At 66.7% G+C, this 18258-nt stretch carries 18 protein-coding genes; 5 read left to right on the forward strand and 13 right to left on the reverse strand.

What is annotated here, in order from left to right; genetic code table 11:
- Positions 1-2: 2 nt before the first annotated feature.
- The 6 genes from iaaH to AC0KUR_RS01485 form a co-directional block, all read right to left on the reverse strand.
- Positions 3-1424, reverse strand: coding sequence for an indoleacetamide hydrolase (gene iaaH / locus AC0KUR_RS01460; protein WP_473375242.1), 1422 nt, complete (start codon positions 1422-1424; stop codon positions 3-5).
- Positions 1425-1547: 123 nt separating this feature from the next.
- Positions 1548-3107 carry an amino acid permease gene (locus AC0KUR_RS01465; RefSeq protein ID WP_473375243.1) on the reverse strand — a complete coding sequence of 520 codons (1560 nt, stop codon included), beginning with the start codon at positions 3105-3107 and terminating at the stop codon, positions 1548-1550.
- A gap of 110 nt (positions 3108-3217) precedes the next feature.
- Complete coding sequence (locus AC0KUR_RS01470; protein ID WP_049028515.1) at positions 3218-3682, reverse strand: Lrp/AsnC family transcriptional regulator; 465 nt, start codon at positions 3680-3682, stop codon at positions 3218-3220.
- Positions 3683-3778: 96 nt separating this feature from the next.
- A complete protein-coding gene (locus tag AC0KUR_RS01475; RefSeq protein WP_034185982.1) occupies positions 3779-4537 on the reverse strand; it encodes a dimethylarginine dimethylaminohydrolase family protein in 759 nt (252 codons plus the stop codon).
- Positions 4538-4703: 166 nt separating this feature from the next.
- A complete protein-coding gene (locus AC0KUR_RS01480; RefSeq protein ID WP_473375244.1) occupies positions 4704-5954 on the reverse strand; it encodes a DUF1479 domain-containing protein in 1251 nt (416 codons plus the stop codon).
- Between the two features lie 110 nt (positions 5955-6064).
- Positions 6065-6454 (reverse strand): VOC family protein, encoded by a 390-nt coding sequence (locus AC0KUR_RS01485; protein WP_034185795.1) that lies wholly within the window; start codon positions 6452-6454, stop codon positions 6065-6067.
- A 73-nt stretch (positions 6455-6527) separates the two neighbouring features.
- On the opposite strand from AC0KUR_RS01485, the gene AC0KUR_RS01490 reads away from it, so the two are divergent.
- Positions 6528-7493 carry a helix-turn-helix domain-containing protein gene (locus AC0KUR_RS01490; RefSeq protein ID WP_124609434.1) on the forward strand — a complete coding sequence of 322 codons (966 nt, stop codon included), beginning with the start codon at positions 6528-6530 and terminating at the stop codon, positions 7491-7493.
- A gap of 90 nt (positions 7494-7583) precedes the next feature.
- Here AC0KUR_RS01490 and gltA read toward each other — a convergent pair whose 3' ends face one another.
- From gltA to AC0KUR_RS01525, 7 genes are all read right to left on the reverse strand, one after another.
- Positions 7584-8885 (reverse strand): citrate synthase, encoded by a 1302-nt coding sequence (gene gltA / locus AC0KUR_RS01495; RefSeq protein WP_034185794.1) that lies wholly within the window; start codon positions 8883-8885, stop codon positions 7584-7586.
- Between the two features lie 66 nt (positions 8886-8951).
- Positions 8952-9224 carry an FAD assembly factor SdhE gene (locus tag AC0KUR_RS01500; protein WP_011548107.1) on the reverse strand — a complete coding sequence of 91 codons (273 nt, stop codon included), beginning with the start codon at positions 9222-9224 and terminating at the stop codon, positions 8952-8954.
- Positions 9225-9236: 12 nt separating this feature from the next.
- Positions 9237-9938 (reverse strand): succinate dehydrogenase iron-sulfur subunit, encoded by a 702-nt coding sequence (locus tag AC0KUR_RS01505; RefSeq protein ID WP_011658352.1) that lies wholly within the window; start codon positions 9936-9938, stop codon positions 9237-9239.
- Between the two features lie 21 nt (positions 9939-9959).
- Positions 9960-11735: a succinate dehydrogenase flavoprotein subunit gene (sdhA, locus tag AC0KUR_RS01510; protein ID WP_034185793.1), complete on the reverse strand. Its 1776-nt coding sequence runs from the start codon at positions 11733-11735 to the stop codon at positions 9960-9962.
- Positions 11736-11738: 3 nt separating this feature from the next.
- Positions 11739-12107 carry a succinate dehydrogenase, hydrophobic membrane anchor protein gene (gene sdhD, locus AC0KUR_RS01515; protein ID WP_011355745.1) on the reverse strand — a complete coding sequence of 123 codons (369 nt, stop codon included), beginning with the start codon at positions 12105-12107 and terminating at the stop codon, positions 11739-11741.
- 4 nt (positions 12108-12111) lie between these two features.
- A complete protein-coding gene (gene sdhC / locus AC0KUR_RS01520) occupies positions 12112-12528 on the reverse strand; it encodes a succinate dehydrogenase, cytochrome b556 subunit (RefSeq protein ID WP_034185792.1) in 417 nt (138 codons plus the stop codon).
- A gap of 169 nt (positions 12529-12697) precedes the next feature.
- Positions 12698-13522, reverse strand: coding sequence for a GntR family transcriptional regulator (locus AC0KUR_RS01525; protein WP_080287700.1), 825 nt, complete (start codon positions 13520-13522; stop codon positions 12698-12700).
- 288 nt (positions 13523-13810) lie between these two features.
- Between AC0KUR_RS01525 and AC0KUR_RS01530 the strand changes: the two genes are divergently transcribed.
- From AC0KUR_RS01530 to AC0KUR_RS01545, 4 genes are all read left to right on the forward strand, one after another.
- Positions 13811-14797, forward strand: coding sequence for a malate dehydrogenase (locus tag AC0KUR_RS01530; protein WP_006754984.1), 987 nt, complete (start codon positions 13811-13813; stop codon positions 14795-14797).
- Positions 14798-14982: 185 nt separating this feature from the next.
- Entirely contained in the window at positions 14983-15990 is a 1008-nt protein-coding gene (locus AC0KUR_RS01535) for an HpcH/HpaI aldolase/citrate lyase family protein (RefSeq protein ID WP_473375245.1), read from the forward strand.
- Between the two features lie 230 nt (positions 15991-16220).
- Positions 16221-16736, forward strand: a complete 516-nt coding sequence (locus AC0KUR_RS01540; protein WP_034185790.1) for a hypothetical protein — start codon at positions 16221-16223, stop codon at positions 16734-16736.
- Positions 16737-16758: 22 nt separating this feature from the next.
- Positions 16759-18210, forward strand: coding sequence for a bifunctional 2-methylcitrate dehydratase/aconitate hydratase (locus AC0KUR_RS01545; RefSeq protein WP_069705028.1), 1452 nt, complete (start codon positions 16759-16761; stop codon positions 18208-18210).
- Positions 18211-18258: the final 48 nt, after the last annotated feature.

Raw genomic sequence — 18258 nt, forward strand, 5'->3', positions numbered from 1 at the left:
GCTCAGGCGGCCGCTGCGCGATCCCGCAGCCGCGCGTCGATCCGGCGGGCGATCGCGAGCAGGCGCCGGTCGCTGCCCCACGGCCCCTCCAGCATGAGCCCGACCGGCAGCCCCGTCCGCGTGGAGAGCCCGGCCGGGATCGATACGGACGGTACGCCGGCGAGTGTCGCCGGCGACGTCTGGCGCACGACGCGCGCGAACAGCGCAGCGCCCTGATCGGGCGTCATCGCGGCGGTATCGCCGAGCGACGGCGGCTCGCCCGGCACCGTCGGCATCGCGATGCAGTCGACCGGCGCGCCGAACGCATCGTCGTACCAGTGCACGAGACGCTGCCGGCACACGATCGCTTCCGCATAGGCGTCGGCCTCGACCGGCGCTTCGACGAGTGACCGGAAGATGCCGCGCACGTCGTCGCTCGCGATCCGTTCGACGAACGTCTCGAACGGAATGCGCAGCCGCTCGGCCGCAAAGCGGCGCCAGTACCGGTTCGCCTCGAACGCCACGATCGGCAGGCCGCAGGCCTCGCTCGCGTCGTGCAGCGGCATCGCCGGCAGCGGCACGAGCGTCGCGCCGGCCGCCACGCACGACGCGAGCGCGTGTTCGATGCGGGCCGCAACGCCCGGGTCGAGCGCGTCGAAGTAAGGCGCGCCCGGTACGCCGATACGCAACTGCGGCCATTCCGGCGCGACGGCCACGCTGTCGTCGCGCGTCAGCACGGCGTCGAGCAGCAGCAAATCGTCGATGCCGTGGCCGATCGGCCCGACCGTATCGCGGGTGGGCGACAGCGACAGCACGCCATGCGGCGAATAGCGCTGCGCGGACGGCCGCAGCCCGTACACGCCGCAGAATGCGGCCGGAATGCGCACCGAGCCGCCCGTGTCGGTGCCGAGGCCGAACGGGATGCCGGCCGCGACCGCGGCCGCCGTTCCGCCGCTCGACCCGCCGGCGATGCGCTGCGGATCATGCGGATTGCCGACCGCGCCGAAATGCCCGTTGCCGCTCGTGATGCCGAACGCGAGCTCGTGCATGTTCGCCTTGCCCAGCGGCACCGCACCGGCTTCGAGCAGGCGCCGTACGGTCTGCGCATCGCCGGTTGCGCGATAGCCGCCCAGCGCCGGGCTCGCACCGAGCGTCGGCATCGCGGCGGTATCGAGGTTGTCCTTGATCACGAACGGCACGCCCGCGAGCGGCAGCGCCTCGCCCCGCGCGACGCGGGCATCGATGCGCTCGGCCGTGCGGCGGGCCAGCTCGGCATCGACGTGCACCATCGCATTGAGCGGCGCGATCGCCGCGAGACGCGCGAGCGCGTCGTCGGCGACGTCGACGGCACGCCGTCCGGCCGCGCGCACGGCATCGGCGATCTCGCGCACGCTGGCGCGGGAGGCAAGTGACGGGGAGGAAACGCGGTTCGGCTGGGTTGTCATGTTGTGTGCTGGACGCGAAATCGATCGGGAAACGCGCGGCATGCCACCGGCCCGGGCAGCACGCCGTGCGAATCGCGATGTTATCGCGGCCCGCGGCCGGCCGTCACGCGAGCGGCCCGCCCGCTACGCGCCGCGCGACGACTCGCGCGCATCCGCCGCCCCGTCGACCGCGCGCGCCAGCCACGGCCCGATCTCCATCTCCTCGTAGCGCACGAGCCGGCTCTTGCGAGCGCGGCGATACGCCCACCAGATCGCGACGAACAGCGGAATCCAGATATAGATCGACAGCACTTCCATCCAGTCGATGCGCGCCGCGAAGAACGCCTGATAGTCCTGCCCGAGCGAAATCACGATGCAGATCGCGATCGCGAACAGCGGCCCGAACGGGAACCACTTCGCGCGGTACGGTAACTGGTCGAGCCGGTAGCCCTGCTTCAGGAAACCCTTGCGGAACCGGTAATGGCAGACCGCGATGCCGAGCCACGCAATGAAGCCCGTGATGCCGACCGTGTTCAACAGCCACAGATAGATGCGCTGGTTGTTGGTCAGCGACGTGAGGAAGCACAGCCCGCCGACGGCCATCGTCGCGTACAGCGCGTTGCGCGGCACGCCGCCCGGCGACAGCGTCGCGAACATCGCCGGCGCGCGCCCTTCCGCGGCGAGGTTGTACAGCATCCGCGTCGCCGCGTAGGTGCCGGAATTGCCGGCCGACAGCACGGCCGTCAGGATCACCAGGTTCATCGCGCCGGCGGCAAGCGGGAAGCCCGCATGGCTGAACACCAGCGTGAACGGACTCACGCCGATGTCGGTCACGTCGCTCTTCAGCAGGTTCGGGTCGGTGTACGGCACGAGCAGGCCGATCACGAAGATCGCGAGCACGTAGAACAGCATGATCCGCCAGAAGATCTGCTTCACCGCGCGCGGGATCGTCTTGCGCGGATTTTCCGATTCACCGGCCGCGATCCCGACCAGCTCGGTGCCGAGAAACGAGAAACCCGCGATCAGCGCGACGCTCATCATCGCGTGCACGCCGCCGACGAACGGCGCGTCGCCCGTCGTGAAGTTGCGCCAGCCGACCGGATGCCCGGTGCCGGTATGCCCGCTGCCGGTATGCCCGCTGCCGAGCACGCCGGCCGCGATCAGCAGCCCCGCCGCGATGAACGCGATCACGGTGACGACCTTGATCAGCGAGAACCAGTATTCCGATTCGCCGAAGCCGCGCACCGACAGCGTATTGAGCAGGAAGATCAGCACGAGGAAGCCCGCGCCCCACCCTATGCCCGGCACCGCCGGAAACCAGTAGCGCATCACGATCTGCGCGGCGACCAGCTCGATCGCGATCGTCACGGCCCAGCTGTACCAGTAGGTCCAGCCGAGCGCGACGCCGAAGCCTTCGTCGACGTACTTCTCGCCGTAGATCGCGAACGAGCCCGACACCGGCATCAGCGCCGCCATCTCGCCGAGCCCGGTGACGACGAAATAGACCATGATCCCGATCGCGATATAGGCGGCGATCGCCCCGCCCGGCCCCGCCTGCGCAACCGACGCGCCCGACGCGACGAACAGCCCCGTGCCGATCGAGCCGCCGATCGCGATCATCGCGATGTGGCGGCCCTGCAGACGGCGCTTGAGCGTCGTCCCGGACGGCGCAGCCGTCTCCACTGCCGCTTGCATAGCATCCATAGTGTTCACCCTGATTGGTTCCGGCCTCTTCCGCCAATTTTATTGATTCGGGATGCGAATCGATTGGCCTGGTCATTCGCGTCGAGCCGGGTCCTGCCCGGCCGGGCACATCACACGACGCTGCGCTTGATCGCCTGCAGTTCGGCCGTCGTCACGATCTTCTCGATCCGGAATCGCGGGCTTTCCAGCCACACGTTAGCGATCCGCCGGTACTCGTCGAGATCCTCGCACGCGAGCCGCACCAGAAAATCGAACGTGCCGCTGACGAGCCAGCAATCGAGCACGGCCGGATTCGCCCGCATTTCGTCCTCGAACGGCGCCTGCGAACGCCCGTGGTCGGCCAGCACGATCTGCGCGATCACGACGATCGGCTTGGTCGCGCGCGGCGCCTTGATCACCGCGCGGTAGCCTTCGATCACGCCGAGCGCCTCGAGCCGTTCCACACGCGCCTGGCAGGGCCGCGGCGTGAGGTTCACGCGCTCCGACAGCTTCCGGTAGGAAATCCGCCCGTCGGTACGCAGGATGTCGAGGATCCGGAGATCGATCTTGTCGAGCTGCATCTTCTTGTCGGTCATCCGCGTTCGCTCCGGTCGGTCGTGGCTGGTGCGCGGAACGTGTCCTCGTCCGCGCGGGGCCACATTATCCGGCCGAAGCGGCCGCGCGCCAATCGGCTAGAACCGCAGCGACAGGCAAGTCAGGCCGCCGTCCATCTTGCGGAACTCGCTCGTGTCGATCACGTGCAGCGGCATGCCGAGCGACGCGATCGCATCGTGAACGCGCGGATAACCGGCCGGCGTGATCAGCGTGCCGTTCACGCGTAGCGTGTTGCCCGCGTATTCGTCAGCGGCCGAGACCGTGATCCGGCGATAGCCGGCGAACGCCGGATGCGCGGCCAGCGCTTCGGTCACGAGCAGCGTGTCGTCGCCGAGCGCGTTGACGACCGACTTCAGGTGCAGCCCCGCGCCGACCGGTACCGCCACGACCGAGTAGCCGTAGCGCGACACCAGCGCCTCGAACGCGGCGATGCCTTCGGCGTCGGTGCGGCCCGTCAGGCCGATGTAGAAGCACTTGCCGACCAGCATCACGTCGCCGCCGTCGAGACGGCCGTCCTGCATCGGCAGCAGGTCGCGATGCGCGGCGAGTGCCGCTTCGATATGCACCGTCTCGCCGCGCCGCGCAGGGGCGCCGGGGCGCGTGATCACCGCGAATTCCGGCGTCACGACCGCGACGTCCTCGACGAAGTGCGAATCGGGGAACGCGTCCAGCGGCGGCAACTCGGTCAGCGCGACGCCGAGCGTGCGCAGCGCGTCGCAATACGCATGAAACTGCGTAAGCGTCTTGTCGTAGTCGGGTGCGCCGAGTGCGGCGGTGGTCAGGCCCGCGCCACACGACGGTGCCGGACGGCGAACGATCGCTTGCGTGAATTGCATCGACTCCTCCATGGTCTGCGCCGCACCCTTGCGGCGCAAGGGCCCGCGGCGTTGTGTCCGGACCATTATCGGAAGCCAAATTGCGCAATTCGCGTCGATTTCGGCAGCGCCGACAGCCGATTGCGTCGAATTGCGCGCGGCACGCAGCGGATTCGGCAGAAGGCCGTCACGCGCCGGGCCCGAACCCCATCTGCGCTCGGCCCAGCACCGTCAGGTCGCCTTCGTCGCCACGCCCGTCGAAATCGACCTCGAAATGATCGACCGGGAAATCGGGCGGACTCTCGCCGCGCACGAACGCGGACCGCTGACGCCGCAGGTACGCGTCGTTCTTCGCGCAGCCCGGCGCGGCCGCGATGTACATCACGTTGCTGTCGCCGTTGCCGCGGTGCGCATCCTCCACCGCATGCACGACGTCGCCGTGCCAGAACACCGCGTCGCCCGGCGCCATGTGCGGGATCGGCACCAGCGCGTCGAGCAGCAGCGCATGCCATTCGGGCCGGATCGACAGCGCTCGGCCGGGACGCGCGCCGCACAGGTCGTCGTCGGCGACGTCGTGCTGCAGCGCGCGCAGCACGACGTAGGCCATCGCGTTCGCGACCGGGATCAACTGCAGCGTGCCGTCGCCGGGCCCCTGCGGCGTCAGCGCGGTCCAGCCCTGGAACGTGCGGAACATCGAACAGACGGCCGGCGACGGAATCTCTTCCACGTCGGGACGGAACGCGGCGTCGAACGGATCGTAATCGCGCCAGCGACCGGCCAGCACGTGCCGGTAGACCTGCCGGAAGTTCGCCCCGAGCCAGCGCTCGACGGAGCCGCCGTCGACGTGCGGCGACAGCCCGAGCGACGTCGAGCCGGGCGGCCGGCGGCGAATCCGGTCCGCATAGGCCGGCACCTGGTCCGGATCGAAATGCATGCGCACGGCATCCGCGTGCCGCCACAGGCGGTTCAGGAACACACGTGCCTGCGTCAGCGCCGGCGACTGGCGCGCGGCCACCTGCGGCTTCGACCAGTAGACGCCGTAGATCTGCGGCTTGCCCGATGCGAGATTGCCGAAATAGCGGTCTTCCGCACGCGCATTCAACCGCTCGGCGAAGCGGTTCGCATCCAGATACGCACCGATCTCGTCGTTCCAGTCGCGCGCCTGATGCGCGTCGAATACGCCGCGGATCACGACCGCGCCGTGCGTGCGGATGGCGGCGATCGCGCGAGGATCGACGGTGCCGCCCGCGATATCCGCGAACGGCACGACCGGGATCACGTCATGGCCGTGCGCGTGCGCGCGGCGGATCGCCTCGACCTGCCGCGCGATGTCGCCCTCCAGTTCGCGAAACGACGCCGCGTAACCGGGCAGGTCGGCGCGCAGCACCCGTTTCGCCGCGCGGATCGCGGCCGGCAGATCGTCAATCGTCAGTTGCATCGTGGTCTCCTCGCTGAAGCGTATCGTGATGTGCTGTCAGCGTACGGCCGGTACGGGGCCGCCATCACCGCTATCCGGTCAACTATCGATACAATTCTGACAACCGCGCGTTACTCCGGACGATGACAGACGACGCAGAGCTTGTTGCCGTCCGGATCGCGAAAATAGGCGCCGTAGTAATCGCGGTGATAGTCCGGGCGCAGGCCCGGCGGCCCTTCGCAGGTGCCGCCGTGCCGCAGCGCGAGCGCGTGGCAGCGATCGACGAGCGCGCGGGCCGGCGCGACGAACGCGACCGTGTGCCCGTTGCCCGGTTCGGGCGCGCGGCCGTCGAGCGGCCGGCCGAAGAAGAACAGCGGCCGGTCGGCATCGGCCGGCATCCAGCCCGACCAGCCGTCCGGCTCGCGGAATTTCAGGCGCAGCCCGAGTGCCGCGAACAGCGGCGCGTAGAAATCGTAGGCGCGCGTCGTATCGCTGACGCCAACGCAAACGTGTGAAAACATGGCATCGCTCCGTGGTGACGATTGCGTTCTCGATCATGCCACGACGCGCTGCCCGCCCCTACCGGAGGCCGCGATGAAACCGCAGTACGAGCATGTGACGTTCTCGCCAGGCTGTTCGATCCGCGTGTATCACCGCCAGCTCGCGCGCATCCCGTTCGAATGGCATCGCCATCCCGAGTACGAACTGACGCTGACGCTCAACAGCCGCGGCCAGCGCTTCATCGGCGATCACGTCGCGCGCTACGCGGACGACGATCTCGTGCTCGTGCCGCCCAACCTGCCGCATACGTGGTCGTCGAACGCGCGCATCGATCGCGCGGCGCCCGAAGTCGCGCTCGTCGTCTGGTTCGACGGCGACTGGGTGCGGCGGCTGGCAGATTGCTGCCCCGAATACGCGCCGCTGCGCTCGCTGCTGCGTCGCGCGGCGCCCGGCCTGCGTTTCGACGTGGAAGCCGCCCGCGCGATGCGGGCGCGACTGCCGCGGTTGCTCGATCCGTCGCCGCGCGCACGGCTCGCGGCGGCGCTCGACACGCTCGCCGATCTCGCCGAAGCCGGCGGCACGCCGCTCGCCACCGCGCACGCGTATGACCGGCCGGACGGCACGGCACCGTCCGCCGACGCGGCCGCGCCCGAAGCCGAACGCCTCGACCGCGTGCTCGATGCGATCGACCGGCGCTTTCACGAACCGCTGCGCATCGACGCGCTCGCCGCCGCCGCGCACATGTCCGAGCGCACGCTGCAGCGCCTGTTCGTCCGGCATCTCGGCGAAAGCGTCGGCCGCTACCTGCAACGGCTGCGACTCGCGCACGCGTGCCGTCATCTCGTCGGCACCGACTGGCCGATCGCGACGGTAGCCGCGCGCTGCGGCATTCCGAACGCCGCGAACTTCAACCGCCAGTTCCTCGCCGCGCGCGGGATGACGCCGGGCGCGTACCGGCAGTTCTTCAAGCAGCACGGCCACGCCCCCGACGACGACGCGCCGGCACTCGATACCCGCCCGCCCTCGCTGGAGCGCCGCGCCCATTCACCGCACAAATGAAAACACCCCGACGGGCGGACCCGTCGGGGTGTCGTGGCGTTGCGATTGCCCGACGCGAGCGGCCTGCCGGCCGTTCGCGCCGCACACGACTTAACGTGCGTCGATCGGCTTCGCTTCGCGCGGCGTGTCGCCGATGAACAGCTGGCGCGGACGGCCGATCTTCTGTTCCGGATCGGCGATCATTTCGTTCCACTGTGCGATCCAGCCGACCGTACGTGCCATCGCGAAGATACACGTGAACATCGACGTCGGGATGCCCAACGCACGCTGGACGATGCCCGAGTAGAAGTCGACGTTCGGGTACAGCTTGCGCGACACGAAGTATTCGTCTTCCAGCGCGATCTTCTCGAGCTGCATCGCGAGCTTGAACAGCGGGTCGTCGTGCAGGCCCAGTTCGTTCAGCACTTCGTAGCACGTTTCGCGCATCAGCTTCGCACGCGGATCGTAGTTCTTGTACACGCGGTGGCCGAAGCCCATCAGCTTCACGCCCGAATTCTTGTCCTTCACCTGCTTGATGAATTCGGGGATGTTGTCCGGCGAACCGATCTGCTCGAGCATGTTCAGCGCGGCTTCGTTCGCACCACCGTGCGCCGGGCCCCACAGACATGCGATACCGGCGGCGATACACGCGAACGGGTTCGCACCCGACGAACCGGCGAGGCGGACCGTCGACGTCGACGCGTTCTGCTCGTGGTCGGCGTGCAGGATCAGGATACGGTCGAGCGCGCGGACGAGCACGTCGTTGACCTTGTACTCCTCGCACGGGTTCGAGAACATCATGTGCATGAAGTTCGCGCTGTACGACAGCGAGTTCTTCGGATACACGAACGGCTGGCCGATGCTGTACTTGTACGCCATCGCGACGAGCGTCGGCAGCTTCGCGATCATGCGGATCGCCGACACTTCACGGTGACGCGGGTCGTTGATGTCGAGCGAGTCGTGGTAGAACGCAGACAGCGCGCCGACCGCGGCGACCAGGATCGCCATCGGGTGCGCGTCGCGGCGGAAACCACGGAAGAAGAAGTGCATCTGCTCGTGCACCATCGTGTGCTTCGTGACGGTGTCGACGAATTCCTTCTTCTGCGCTGCGTTCGGCAGCTCGCCCTTCAGCAGCAGGTAGCAGCTTTCGAGGAAGTCCGCGTTCTGCGCGAGGTTGTCGATCGGGTAGCCGCGGTACAGCAGCTCGCCCTTGTCGCCGTCGATGTACGTGATCGCCGAATTACAAGCCGCCGTCGACATGAAGCCCGGGTCGTACGTGAACTTGCCGGTCTGGCCGTACAGCTTGCGGATGTCGATTACGTCCGGGCCCATCGTGCCCTTGTAGATCGGCAGTTCGACGCTCGGCGAGTTGTCGCTGAACGATAGCGTGGCTTTAACATCAGACGGAGTCATGGCACATCCTCAATCGAAATAAAGAAACGGGATTCGATAACGGGCACAGCGCGTTACACCTTGGCGTTACACGTTGCGCAGCATCTCCAACAGCCGGTGAATATCCGGGCTGTCTAGGTCGCCCTCTGGTTCCTTGCGCGCGAGGAGCAAGTCCATCAGGTCGTTGTCGCTCAGATCGAGCAGGCGCGACAACGCGCCTACGTCTGCATCGGTGAGGTCATGCTCGTATCTGCCGAAGAAACGCTCGAATACGATATCGTTTTCCAGCAGACCCCGCCGCGCGCGCCAGCGAAGGCGCGCGCGACGGTGCGGGTCGGATTGATGCGAATCGTCGCTCATTGCAACCCGGCCTTAAACCGCGCGGCGGACCATCAGTTCCTTGATCTTGCCGATCGCCTTCGTCGGGTTCAGGCCCTTCGGGCAAACGTCGACGCAGTTCATGATCGTGTGGCAACGGAACAGACGGTACGGGTCTTCCAGGTTGTCGAGACGCTCGCCGGTGGCCGTGTCGCGGCTGTCCGCGATGAAGCGGTAAGCCTGCAGCAGGCCGGCCGGGCCGACGAACTTGTCCGGGTTCCACCAGAAGCTCGGGCACGACGTCGAGCAGCTCGCGCACAGAATGCACTCGTACACGCCGTCGAGCTCGTCGCGTTCTTCCGGCGACTGGAGACGTTCCTTCTCCGGCGGCGGCGCGTCGTTGATCAGGTACGGCTTGATCGAGTGGTACTGGTTGAAGAAGTGCGTCATGTCGACGATCAGGTCGCGCACGACGGGCAGGCCCGGCAGCGGACGCAGCACGATCTTCTGCGGCAGGTCGTTCAGGTTCGTCAGGCACGCGAGACCGTTCTTGCCGTTGATGTTCATCGCGTCCGAACCGCACACGCCTTCGCGGCACGAACGGCGGAACGACAGCGTCTCGTCGACGGCCTTCAGCTTCACCAGTGCGTCGAGCAGCATGCGCTCATGCTGGATCTCGAGCTCGTACGTCTGCATGCGCGGCGCTGCGTCCTTGTCCGGATCGTAGCGGTAGACTTCAAAAATGCGTTTTGCCATTTCGGATTCCTTTGACTCGGCTTAGAACGTGCGCGGCTTCGGCGGCACGGATTCGACCGTCAGCGGCTTCATTTGAACCGGCTTGTAGTCGAGGCGATCGCCTTCGCTGTACCACAGCGTGTGGCGCAGCCAGTTCTCGTCGTCGCGATGTTCGTAGTCGCTGTGTGCGTGCGCGCCACGGCTTTCCTTGCGCGCTTCCGCCGACACCATCGTGGCGCGCGCCACTTCGATCAGGTTCTCCAGCTCGAGCGCTTCGACGCGCGCGGTGTTGAACACCTTCGACTTGTCCTTCAGGTGGATGTTGTCCACGCGCGCCGCCAGGCCGGCCATCTGCTCGACGCCTTCCTTCAGCAGCGCCGACGTGCGGAACACGCCCGCGTGCTTCTGCATCGTCGCGCGGATGTCGTTCGCGACGTCCTGCGTGTATTCGCCCGACGTCGACTTGTCGAGCTTGTTCAGGCGCGCCAGCGAGAATTCGCCTGCATCGGCCGGCAGCGGCTTGTGTTCCTTCTGGTTCTTCACGTGCTCGACGATGTGGTTGCCGGCCGCACGGCCGAACACCACGAGGTCCAGCAGCGAGTTCGTGCCGAGGCGGTTCGCGCCGTGCACGGACACGCACGAGCATTCGCCCACTGCGTAGAAGCCGTTGACCGGTTCCTTGTGATCGCGTGACGTGCCGACAACCTGACCGTGGATGTTGGTCGGGATGCCGCCCATCTGGTAGTGGATCGTCGGGACGACCGGGATCGGTTCCTTGATCGCGTCGACGTTCGCGAACTTCAGCGCGATTTCGCGGATCGACGGCAGACGCTTCATGATCGTCTCGGCGCCGATGTGCGACAGGTCGAGCAGCACGTGATCCTTGTTCGGACCGACGCCGCGACCTTCCTTGATTTCCTGGTCCATCGAACGCGACACGAAGTCACGCGGCGCCAGATCCTTCAGCGTCGGCGCGTAGCGCTCCATGAAACGCTCGCCGTTCGCGTTGCGCAGGATACCGCCTTCGCCGCGCACGCCTTCGGTGATCAGCACGCCCGCGCCGGCCACGCCGGTCGGGTGGAACTGCCAGAACTCCATGTCCTGCAGCGCGATGCCCGAACGCGCGGCCATGCCGAGGCCGTCGCCGGTGTTGATGAACGCGTTGGTCGACGCCGCGAAGATCCGGCCTGCGCCGCCCGTCGCGAACAACGTCGTCTTGCCTTCCATGATGTAGACGTCGCCCGTCTCCATCTCGAGGGCCGTCACGCCGAGCACGTCGCCTTCCGCATCGCGGATCAGGTCGAGTGCCATCCATTCGACGAAGAACTGCGTCTTCGCTTCGACGTTCTGCTGGTACAGCGTGTGCAGCAGCGCGTGACCGGTACGGTCGGCGGCCGCGCACGCGCGCTGGACCGGCTTCTCGCCGTAGTTCGCGGTGTGGCCGCCGAACGGACGCTGGTAGATCGTGCCGTCCGCGTTGCGGTCGAACGGCATGCCGAAGTGCTCGAGTTCGTACACGACGTTCGGCGCTTCACGGCACATGAATTCGATCGCGTCCTGGTCGCCGAGCCAGTCGGAACCCTTGATCGTGTCGTAGAAGTGGAAGTGCCAGTTGTCTTCGCTCATGTTGCCGAGCGACGCACCGATACCGCCCTGCGCGGCCACCGTGTGCGAGCGCGTCGGGAACACCTTCGACAGCACGCCGACCGACAGGCCCGCGCGCGACAGTTGCAGCGCTGCGCGCAAGCCCGAGCCGCCCGCGCCGACGATCACCACGTCGAACTTGCGGCGCGGCAGGTTAGTTTTGATTGCAGCCATTCTTTACACTCTCCAGAGAATCTGCGCGGCGTAGCCCGCACATGCGAGCAGCCAGACGATGGTCAGCGATTGCAGCAGCAGGCGCACACCGACGGGCTTCACGTAGTCCATCCAGATGTCGCGCACGCCGACCCATGCGTGGTAGAAGAGGGAAAGCAGCATCACGAAGGTCGCGAGCTTCATCCATTGCGCGGCGAAGATCGATGCCCAGCCTTCGTACGAAAAATCGTGCGCGCCGAAGAACAGGACGAGCAGAATGACCGTGTAGACCGCCATGATGGTGGCGGTGATGCGCTGCGCGAGCCAGTCGCGCAGGCCGTAGTGAGCGCCGACGACGAGGCGCTTCGAGCCGATTCGGTTATTGGCTGCCATTTTCTTAGAATGCTCCGAACAGTTTGAGTGCCATGGCGATCGTCAGCGCGATCGAGACGACAAAGACGACGACGGCCGTCCGCTTGCCGCCTTCCTTCGTGACGGCGTCGTGGTTGACGTCCATCAGCAGGTGGCGAATGCCGGCGCAGAAATGGTGGAAGAAGGCCCACGACAGTGCGAGGACGATCAGCTTGACGATGATGTTGGAGAGGAAAGCCTTGAAGACTTCGAAGCTGAGCTCGGACGTGAGGCTCTGGTCGAAGAGGAACAGCAGGAACGGCAGGAACAAGAACAGCAGCGCGCCGCTGACTCGATGGAGAATCGACAATATCGCCGCCAGCGGCATGCGATATTTCATCGTGATATCGCCGAATCCGATGTTCCGGTATTCCGGCCTCGGCTTTCTTACTGCATCAGTCATGCTAGACCCCTACTATGTTGTCACACTAATCCGCGATTTTAGCGCCTTTTTATATCGCGCTGCAGCGAAAGTCTGCTCTGGATAGTTGCGCGAACACGAACAAAGGCGGCCCGAAACGTGCTTCGCGAGCGTGGGAATCGCGAACGCACTCGGCTTGAGCCGAAGCTGCTCAACTCAAGTCATTCTGATAGTAGTACCCGGTTGTGACATACCAGCCGCGACGCACTTCCACCGGCCGGTCCCCGTATGTATAGGACACGCGCTCGACCGACAGCAACGGGAAACCCGCGGGCACATGCAGCAGGTCCGCCACCGACGGCTCCGCCGCGACCGCGCGGATCTTCTCCGTCGCGCGGATCATCCGCGTGCCGAATTCCGTCTCGAACATCGCGTAGAGCGGCCCCTTGTACTCGCTCAGCCGCTCGAACGTGAGCCCGCGGAACATCGCGCCCGGCAGCCAGATCTCGTCGAGCACCGTCACTTCGCCGTCGAACTCCAGCAGCCGGCGCACCTGCACGACCGGGTCGGCCGGCTTCAGGTCGAGCTGCCGCGCGATCTCCGCCGGCGCACGCAGGCGACGGCATTCGAGCAGGCGGCTCACGTGCGGGTGTTCGGCGCCGTCGTCGGCCAGCAGACGCAGGAAGCGGAACTGCGCGCGATCCTCGTTGTGCGTTGCAACAAAAGTACCCTTGCCCTGCCGCCGGACCACGAGGTTTTCGGCGGCCAGCTCGTCGATCGCCTTGCGAACGGTGCCCTGGCTGACCTTGTAACGGGCCGCGAGCTCCACTTCGCTCGGAATGATCTCGCCCGGCTTCCATTCGCCGGATTCGAGACTTTGCGTGATCAATGACTTAATCTGCTGGTATAACGGGCTGAACGTCGGCGACGGCGACGCCGCGGGCGAAGGTGCGGGATCGCCCGCGCCCGGCTGCCCTGGGCCGCCTGCGCCGGTCTGATTCGCGGTATTCGCCTGGTTCGATGTCATGGCGCGCATTTCATCACAAACCGCACTTTTTCGTCCACTCAATTTCCGCAAAACATCTGTCTTATATAAGACATATGATACCGTTTGACTTTGCGCGTGACGGCTCCTACACTCCCGGTCGAGCAAGGGTTCGCGGGTGCAACAGCGCGTCCCCGGCTACGTGCCACGGCCGTCTCCAGGTTCACCGCGTCTGCCATCGCGAGTCCTCCGCCCTGCTTCAATGCAACGCTACGCACAACGCGCATAGAATGGCGTTTTCGCTCGCGTCCAACGCTTCATCCGTCCTGGAGATTTTCAATGGCTAAGCCCGCAAAGCGCGTTGCCGTCACCGGCGCCGCAGGTCAAATCGCTTACTCCCTGCTGTTCCGCATCGCGAACGGCGACCTGCTCGGCAAGGACCAGCCGGTCATCCTGCAACTGCTCGACCTCCCGCAAGCCCAAGCCGCCGTCAAAGGCGTCGTGATGGAACTCGACGATTGCGCGTTCCCGCTGCTCGCGGGCGTCGTGATCACCGACGATCCGAAGGTCGCATTCAAGGATGCCGACGTCGCGCTGCTGGTCGGTGCACGTCCGCGCTCGAAGGGCATGGAGCGCAAGGACCTGCTGTCGGCGAACGCTGAAATCTTCACGGTTCAGGGCGCCGCGCTGAACGAAGTCGCGAGCCGCGACGTGAAGGTGCTGGTCGTCGGCAACCCGGCGAACACGAACGCCTACATCGCGATGAAGTCGGCGCCGGATCTGCCGAAGAAGAACTTCACGGCCATGCTGCGCCTCGACCACAACCGCGCGCTGTCGCAGCTCGCCGCCAAGTCGGGCAAGCCGGTCGCGTCGATCGAGAAGCTCGCCGTGTGGGGCAACCACTCGCCGACGATGTACCCGGACTTCCGCTTCGCGACCGCCGAAGGCGAATCGCTGCTGAAGCTGATCAACGACGACGTGTGGAACCGCGACACGTTCATCCCGACCGTCGGCAAGCGCGGCGCGGCGATCATCGAAGCGCGCGGCCTGTCGTCGGCGGCGTCGGCGGCCAACGCGGCGATCGACCACGTCCGTGACTGGGTGCTCGGCACGAACGGCAAGTGGGTCACGATGGGCATCCCGTCGGACGGTTCGTACGGCATCCCCGAAGACATCATCTACGGTGTGCCGGTCGTCTGCGAAAACGGCGAGTACAAGCGCGTCGAAGGCCTGGAAATCGACGCGTTCTCGCGCGAGAAGATGGACGGCACGCTGGCCGAGCTGCTCGAAGAGCGCGACGGCGTCGCCCACCTGCTGAAGAACTAAGCATCACGCGCCGGTGCCGGGCGGCCCTCGGGCCACCCGGTTTCGGCCCGGGCCGGCCAGCCGCCGGCCCGGCCGAACGATCCGATCCGCGCACGTTTTGCCGCCCCGCGCCCACGGCGCACCGGCCCAGAACCTGCCCGAATCCGATTTTCTCCACGCTGACACGCTCCCCTGACGTCGAACAGATGGCCGCGCTCACTCCTGCACAAGTGCTGTACGACGGGGCGTCCCCGCCCGCGATCCTGCCCTGCTGCGATCATTACGCGGGCAGCGAAAAGCTGATGCGCAAGTCGCTCGCGCTGCAGGCCGAGCTGGGTCCCGTATTCGACATCACGCTCGACTGCGAGGACGGCGCCGCCGTCGGCCAGGAAGCCGCGCATGCGGCGCTCGTCGCCGACCTGCTCGGCAGCGACGAGAACCGCTTCGGCCGCGTCGGCGTCCGGATCCACGACTTTTCCCACCCGCACTGGCGCGACGACGTCCGCATCGTGCTGCGCGCCGCGCGTGCACCGGCCTACATCACGCTCCCGAAGATCGCGGCCGCGGCCGATGCCGCGGAAATGACCGCATTCATCGAAGGCACGCGCCGCGAGCTCGGCATCGCGCAGCCGATCCCGGTGGACGTGCTGGTCGAGACGCACGGCGCGCTGGCGCAGGCGGCCGCGCTCGCCGCGCTGCCGACGGTCGGCACGCTGAGCTTCGGTCTGATGGACTTCGTCTCCGCGCACCATGGCGCGATTCCCGATTCCGCGATGCGCTCGCCCGGCCAGTTCGACCATCCGCTCGTGCGCCGCGCGAAGCTGGACATCGCCGCGGCCTGCCACGCGCACGGCAAGACGCCGTCGCACAACGTGACGACCGAGGTGCGCGACATGGGCGTCGTGGCCGGCGATGCGCGCCGGGCGCGCGACGAATTCGCGTTCACGCGTATGTGGAGCATCCACCCCGCGCAGATCCGCCCGATCGTCGACGCGTTTGCGCCGCGCACCGACGAGGTCGCGCTGGCCGCCGAGATCCTGCTGGCCGCGCAGGTGGCCGACTGGGGCCCGACGCGCCACGGTGATACGCTGCACGATCGCGCGAGTTATCGCTATTACTGGTCGGTGCTGCGCCGTGCGCGCGCCACCGGCCAGCCCGTTCCGGCCGAGGCCGCGCCGCTGTTCGGCCCGGCCGCCGCGGGCGGCGCGCCTTGAGCGCGCGCCGCCGGCCGAACCACGCGTTTCATGCATTCGCCGGGACGCAAGCCGGACAGAGGTTTGCGAAACGACAAAAAACGTAACGGAGCCCGAAAACCTGATATCTGCGCGGCCAAATAGGTGAAAATAGCGGCCGCTGCGCGCTTTCGGGGCGCGTGCAGTTTCAAACCGGCCGGCGGTTTCGATTGCCGGCCCTTGTCAACTGATTATCGAAAGGTTCTGACTCCATGAAGAAACTCCTGATCGCTACCGCCATCGGCGCCTTGTCCGCCACGATGCTGGTGTCGGCTCCGAGCGCGTTTGCCCAGGGTACGGCCACCACGACCGCGAAAAAAGCCACGGCCAAGCGCCCGGCACCGGCCAAGCGCATCATCCCGCGCAGCAAGAAGGCGCAGGCGCGCGCAGCGGCCAAGGTCGATCCGGTACCGGACGGCGCGGTCAAGTGGTCCTGTAAGGAAGGCCTGTCGTTCGATCTCGCCGGCGACATGAAGCGCGACCAGGTCGTCACGGTTCACTGGGCGAAGAAGAACTACAAGCTGCCGCGTCAAGCCACGACGACGGGCGCCGACACGTTCTACGATCCGGCAGCAGGCTTCAAGCTGGTCGTGATCCCGACCAAGGCGATGCTGTTCTCCGACGCCAACGGCGGCGAGCGCCTCGCGGACGAGTGCGTGACGCCGGAAATGGCGCAAGGCACGCCGGCACCGACGCAGTCGAACGAACTGAAGCCGGCAACGAACTAAGCGCGTTCCCCTCGGCCCCTCGATGTCCGCCCCGGTCTCCAACGTCCGCCCTGCTCCGGATACGGTACTCGTCGATATCGTCGACTACGTGCTGAACACCGGCATCGACAGCGCGCTCGCGCTGGAGACGGCGCGTCATTGCCTGATCGACACGCTCGGATGCGGACTCGAGGCGCTGTCCTACCCTGCCTGCACCAAGCTGCTCGGCCCCGTCGTGCCCGGCACGATCGTGCCGAACGGCGCGAAGGTGCCCGGCACGTCCTTCCAGCTCGATCCCGTCCAGGCCGCATTCGACATCGGCGCGATGATCCGCTGGCTGGACTTCAACGACACCTGGCTCGCCGCCGAATGGGGCCATCCGTCCGACAACCTCGGCGGCATCCTGGCGACGGCCGACTGGCTTTCCCGCACGGCCGTCGCGGCCGGCCGGAAGCCGCTCCCGATGCGCGACGTGCTGGTCGCGATGATCCAGGCCCACGAGATCCAGGGCTGCCTCGCCCTCGAGAATTCGTTCAACGCGGTCGGGCTCGACCACGTGCTGCTCGTGAAGGTCGCGTCCACGGCCGTCGTCGGCCGGCTGCTCGGGCTCACGCGCGACGAGCTGATCAACGCGGTGTCCAACGCGTTCGTCGACGGCCACGCGCTGCGGACCTACCGCCACGCGCCGAACACCGGTTCGCGCAAGTCGTGGGCGGCCGGCGACGCCACGTCCCGCGCGGTGCGCCTCGCGCTGATCGCGAAAACGGGTGAAATGGGCTACCCGTCGGCGCTCACCGCGCAAACCTGGGGCTTCTACGACGTGCTGTTCGGCGGCAGGCCGTTCCGCTTCCAGCGTCCGTACGGCACGTACGTGATGGAAAACGTGCTGTTCAAGATCGCGTTCCCCGCCGAATTCCATGCGCAGACGGCCGCCGAGGCCGCGCTGCAGTTGCATGCGCGGCTCGCCGCGGCGGGCCGCACGACCGACGACATCGGCCGGATCACGATCCGCACGCATGCGGCCGCGATCCGCATCATCGACAAGCAGGGCCCGCTCGCCAACCCGGCCGACCGCGACCACTGCATCCAGTACATGGTCGCCGTGCCGCTGCTGTTCGGCCGGCTGACCGCCGCCGACTATGAAGATTCGGCCGCGGCGGACCCGCGCATCGACGCGCTGCGCGCGAAGACCGTGTGCGTCGAGGATCCGCAGTTCACGAAGGATTATCACGATCCGGACAAGCGATCGATCGCGAATGCGCTGACGATCGAATTCACGGACGGATCGAAGCTTGCCGAAGTGGCGGTCGAATACCCGCTCGGCCATCGGCGGCGCCGCACGGACGGCATCCCGCTCCTGGTCGACAAGTTCAGGACCAACCTCGCCCGCCGTTTCCCGGCCAAGCAGCAACAAGCGATTCTCGACGTGTCGCTGGACCAGGCAAAGCTCGAAGCGATGCCGGTCGATCAGTACGTCGATCTGTATGTGATTTAGCCGTCATCTACAGGACACGTAGTTTCCTAGCCTTAAACCCAGGAAAAT

The sequence above is a fragment of the Burkholderia sp. YHN3-13 genome, from assembly GCF_055810675.1.

Excerpts from the sequence above, each read along its gene's own strand:
- iaaH (WP_473375242.1), bottom strand. The coding sequence starts at position 1,424 with ATGACAACCCAGCCGAACCGCGTTTCCTCCCCGTCACTTGCCTCCCGC.
- AC0KUR_RS01465 (WP_473375243.1), bottom strand. The coding sequence starts at position 3,107 with ATGGATGCTATGCAAGCGGCAGTGGAGACGGCTGCGCCGTCCGGGACG.
- AC0KUR_RS01470 (WP_049028515.1), bottom strand. The coding sequence starts at position 3,682 with ATGACCGACAAGAAGATGCAGCTCGACAAGATCGATCTCCGGATCCTC.
- AC0KUR_RS01475 (WP_034185982.1), bottom strand. The coding sequence starts at position 4,537 with ATGCAATTCACGCAAGCGATCGTTCGCCGTCCGGCACCGTCGTGTGGC.
- AC0KUR_RS01480 (WP_473375244.1), bottom strand. The coding sequence starts at position 5,954 with ATGCAACTGACGATTGACGATCTGCCGGCCGCGATCCGCGCGGCGAAA.
- AC0KUR_RS01485 (WP_034185795.1), bottom strand. The coding sequence starts at position 6,454 with ATGTTTTCACACGTTTGCGTTGGCGTCAGCGATACGACGCGCGCCTAC.
- AC0KUR_RS01490 (WP_124609434.1), top strand. The coding sequence starts at position 6,528 with ATGAAACCGCAGTACGAGCATGTGACGTTCTCGCCAGGCTGTTCGATC.
- gltA (WP_034185794.1), bottom strand. The coding sequence starts at position 8,885 with ATGACTCCGTCTGATGTTAAAGCCACGCTATCGTTCAGCGACAACTCG.
- AC0KUR_RS01500 (WP_011548107.1), bottom strand. The coding sequence starts at position 9,224 with ATGAGCGACGATTCGCATCAATCCGACCCGCACCGTCGCGCGCGCCTT.
- AC0KUR_RS01505 (WP_011658352.1), bottom strand. The coding sequence starts at position 9,938 with ATGGCAAAACGCATTTTTGAAGTCTACCGCTACGATCCGGACAAGGAC.
- sdhA (WP_034185793.1), bottom strand. The coding sequence starts at position 11,735 with ATGGCTGCAATCAAAACTAACCTGCCGCGCCGCAAGTTCGACGTGGTG.
- sdhD (WP_011355745.1), bottom strand. The coding sequence starts at position 12,107 with ATGGCAGCCAATAACCGAATCGGCTCGAAGCGCCTCGTCGTCGGCGCT.
- sdhC (WP_034185792.1), bottom strand. The coding sequence starts at position 12,528 with ATGACTGATGCAGTAAGAAAGCCGAGGCCGGAATACCGGAACATCGGA.
- AC0KUR_RS01525 (WP_080287700.1), bottom strand. The coding sequence starts at position 13,522 with ATGCGCGCCATGACATCGAACCAGGCGAATACCGCGAATCAGACCGGC.
- AC0KUR_RS01530 (WP_006754984.1), top strand. The coding sequence starts at position 13,811 with ATGGCTAAGCCCGCAAAGCGCGTTGCCGTCACCGGCGCCGCAGGTCAA.
- AC0KUR_RS01535 (WP_473375245.1), top strand. The coding sequence starts at position 14,983 with ATGGCCGCGCTCACTCCTGCACAAGTGCTGTACGACGGGGCGTCCCCG.
- AC0KUR_RS01540 (WP_034185790.1), top strand. The coding sequence starts at position 16,221 with ATGAAGAAACTCCTGATCGCTACCGCCATCGGCGCCTTGTCCGCCACG.
- AC0KUR_RS01545 (WP_069705028.1), top strand. The coding sequence starts at position 16,759 with ATGTCCGCCCCGGTCTCCAACGTCCGCCCTGCTCCGGATACGGTACTC.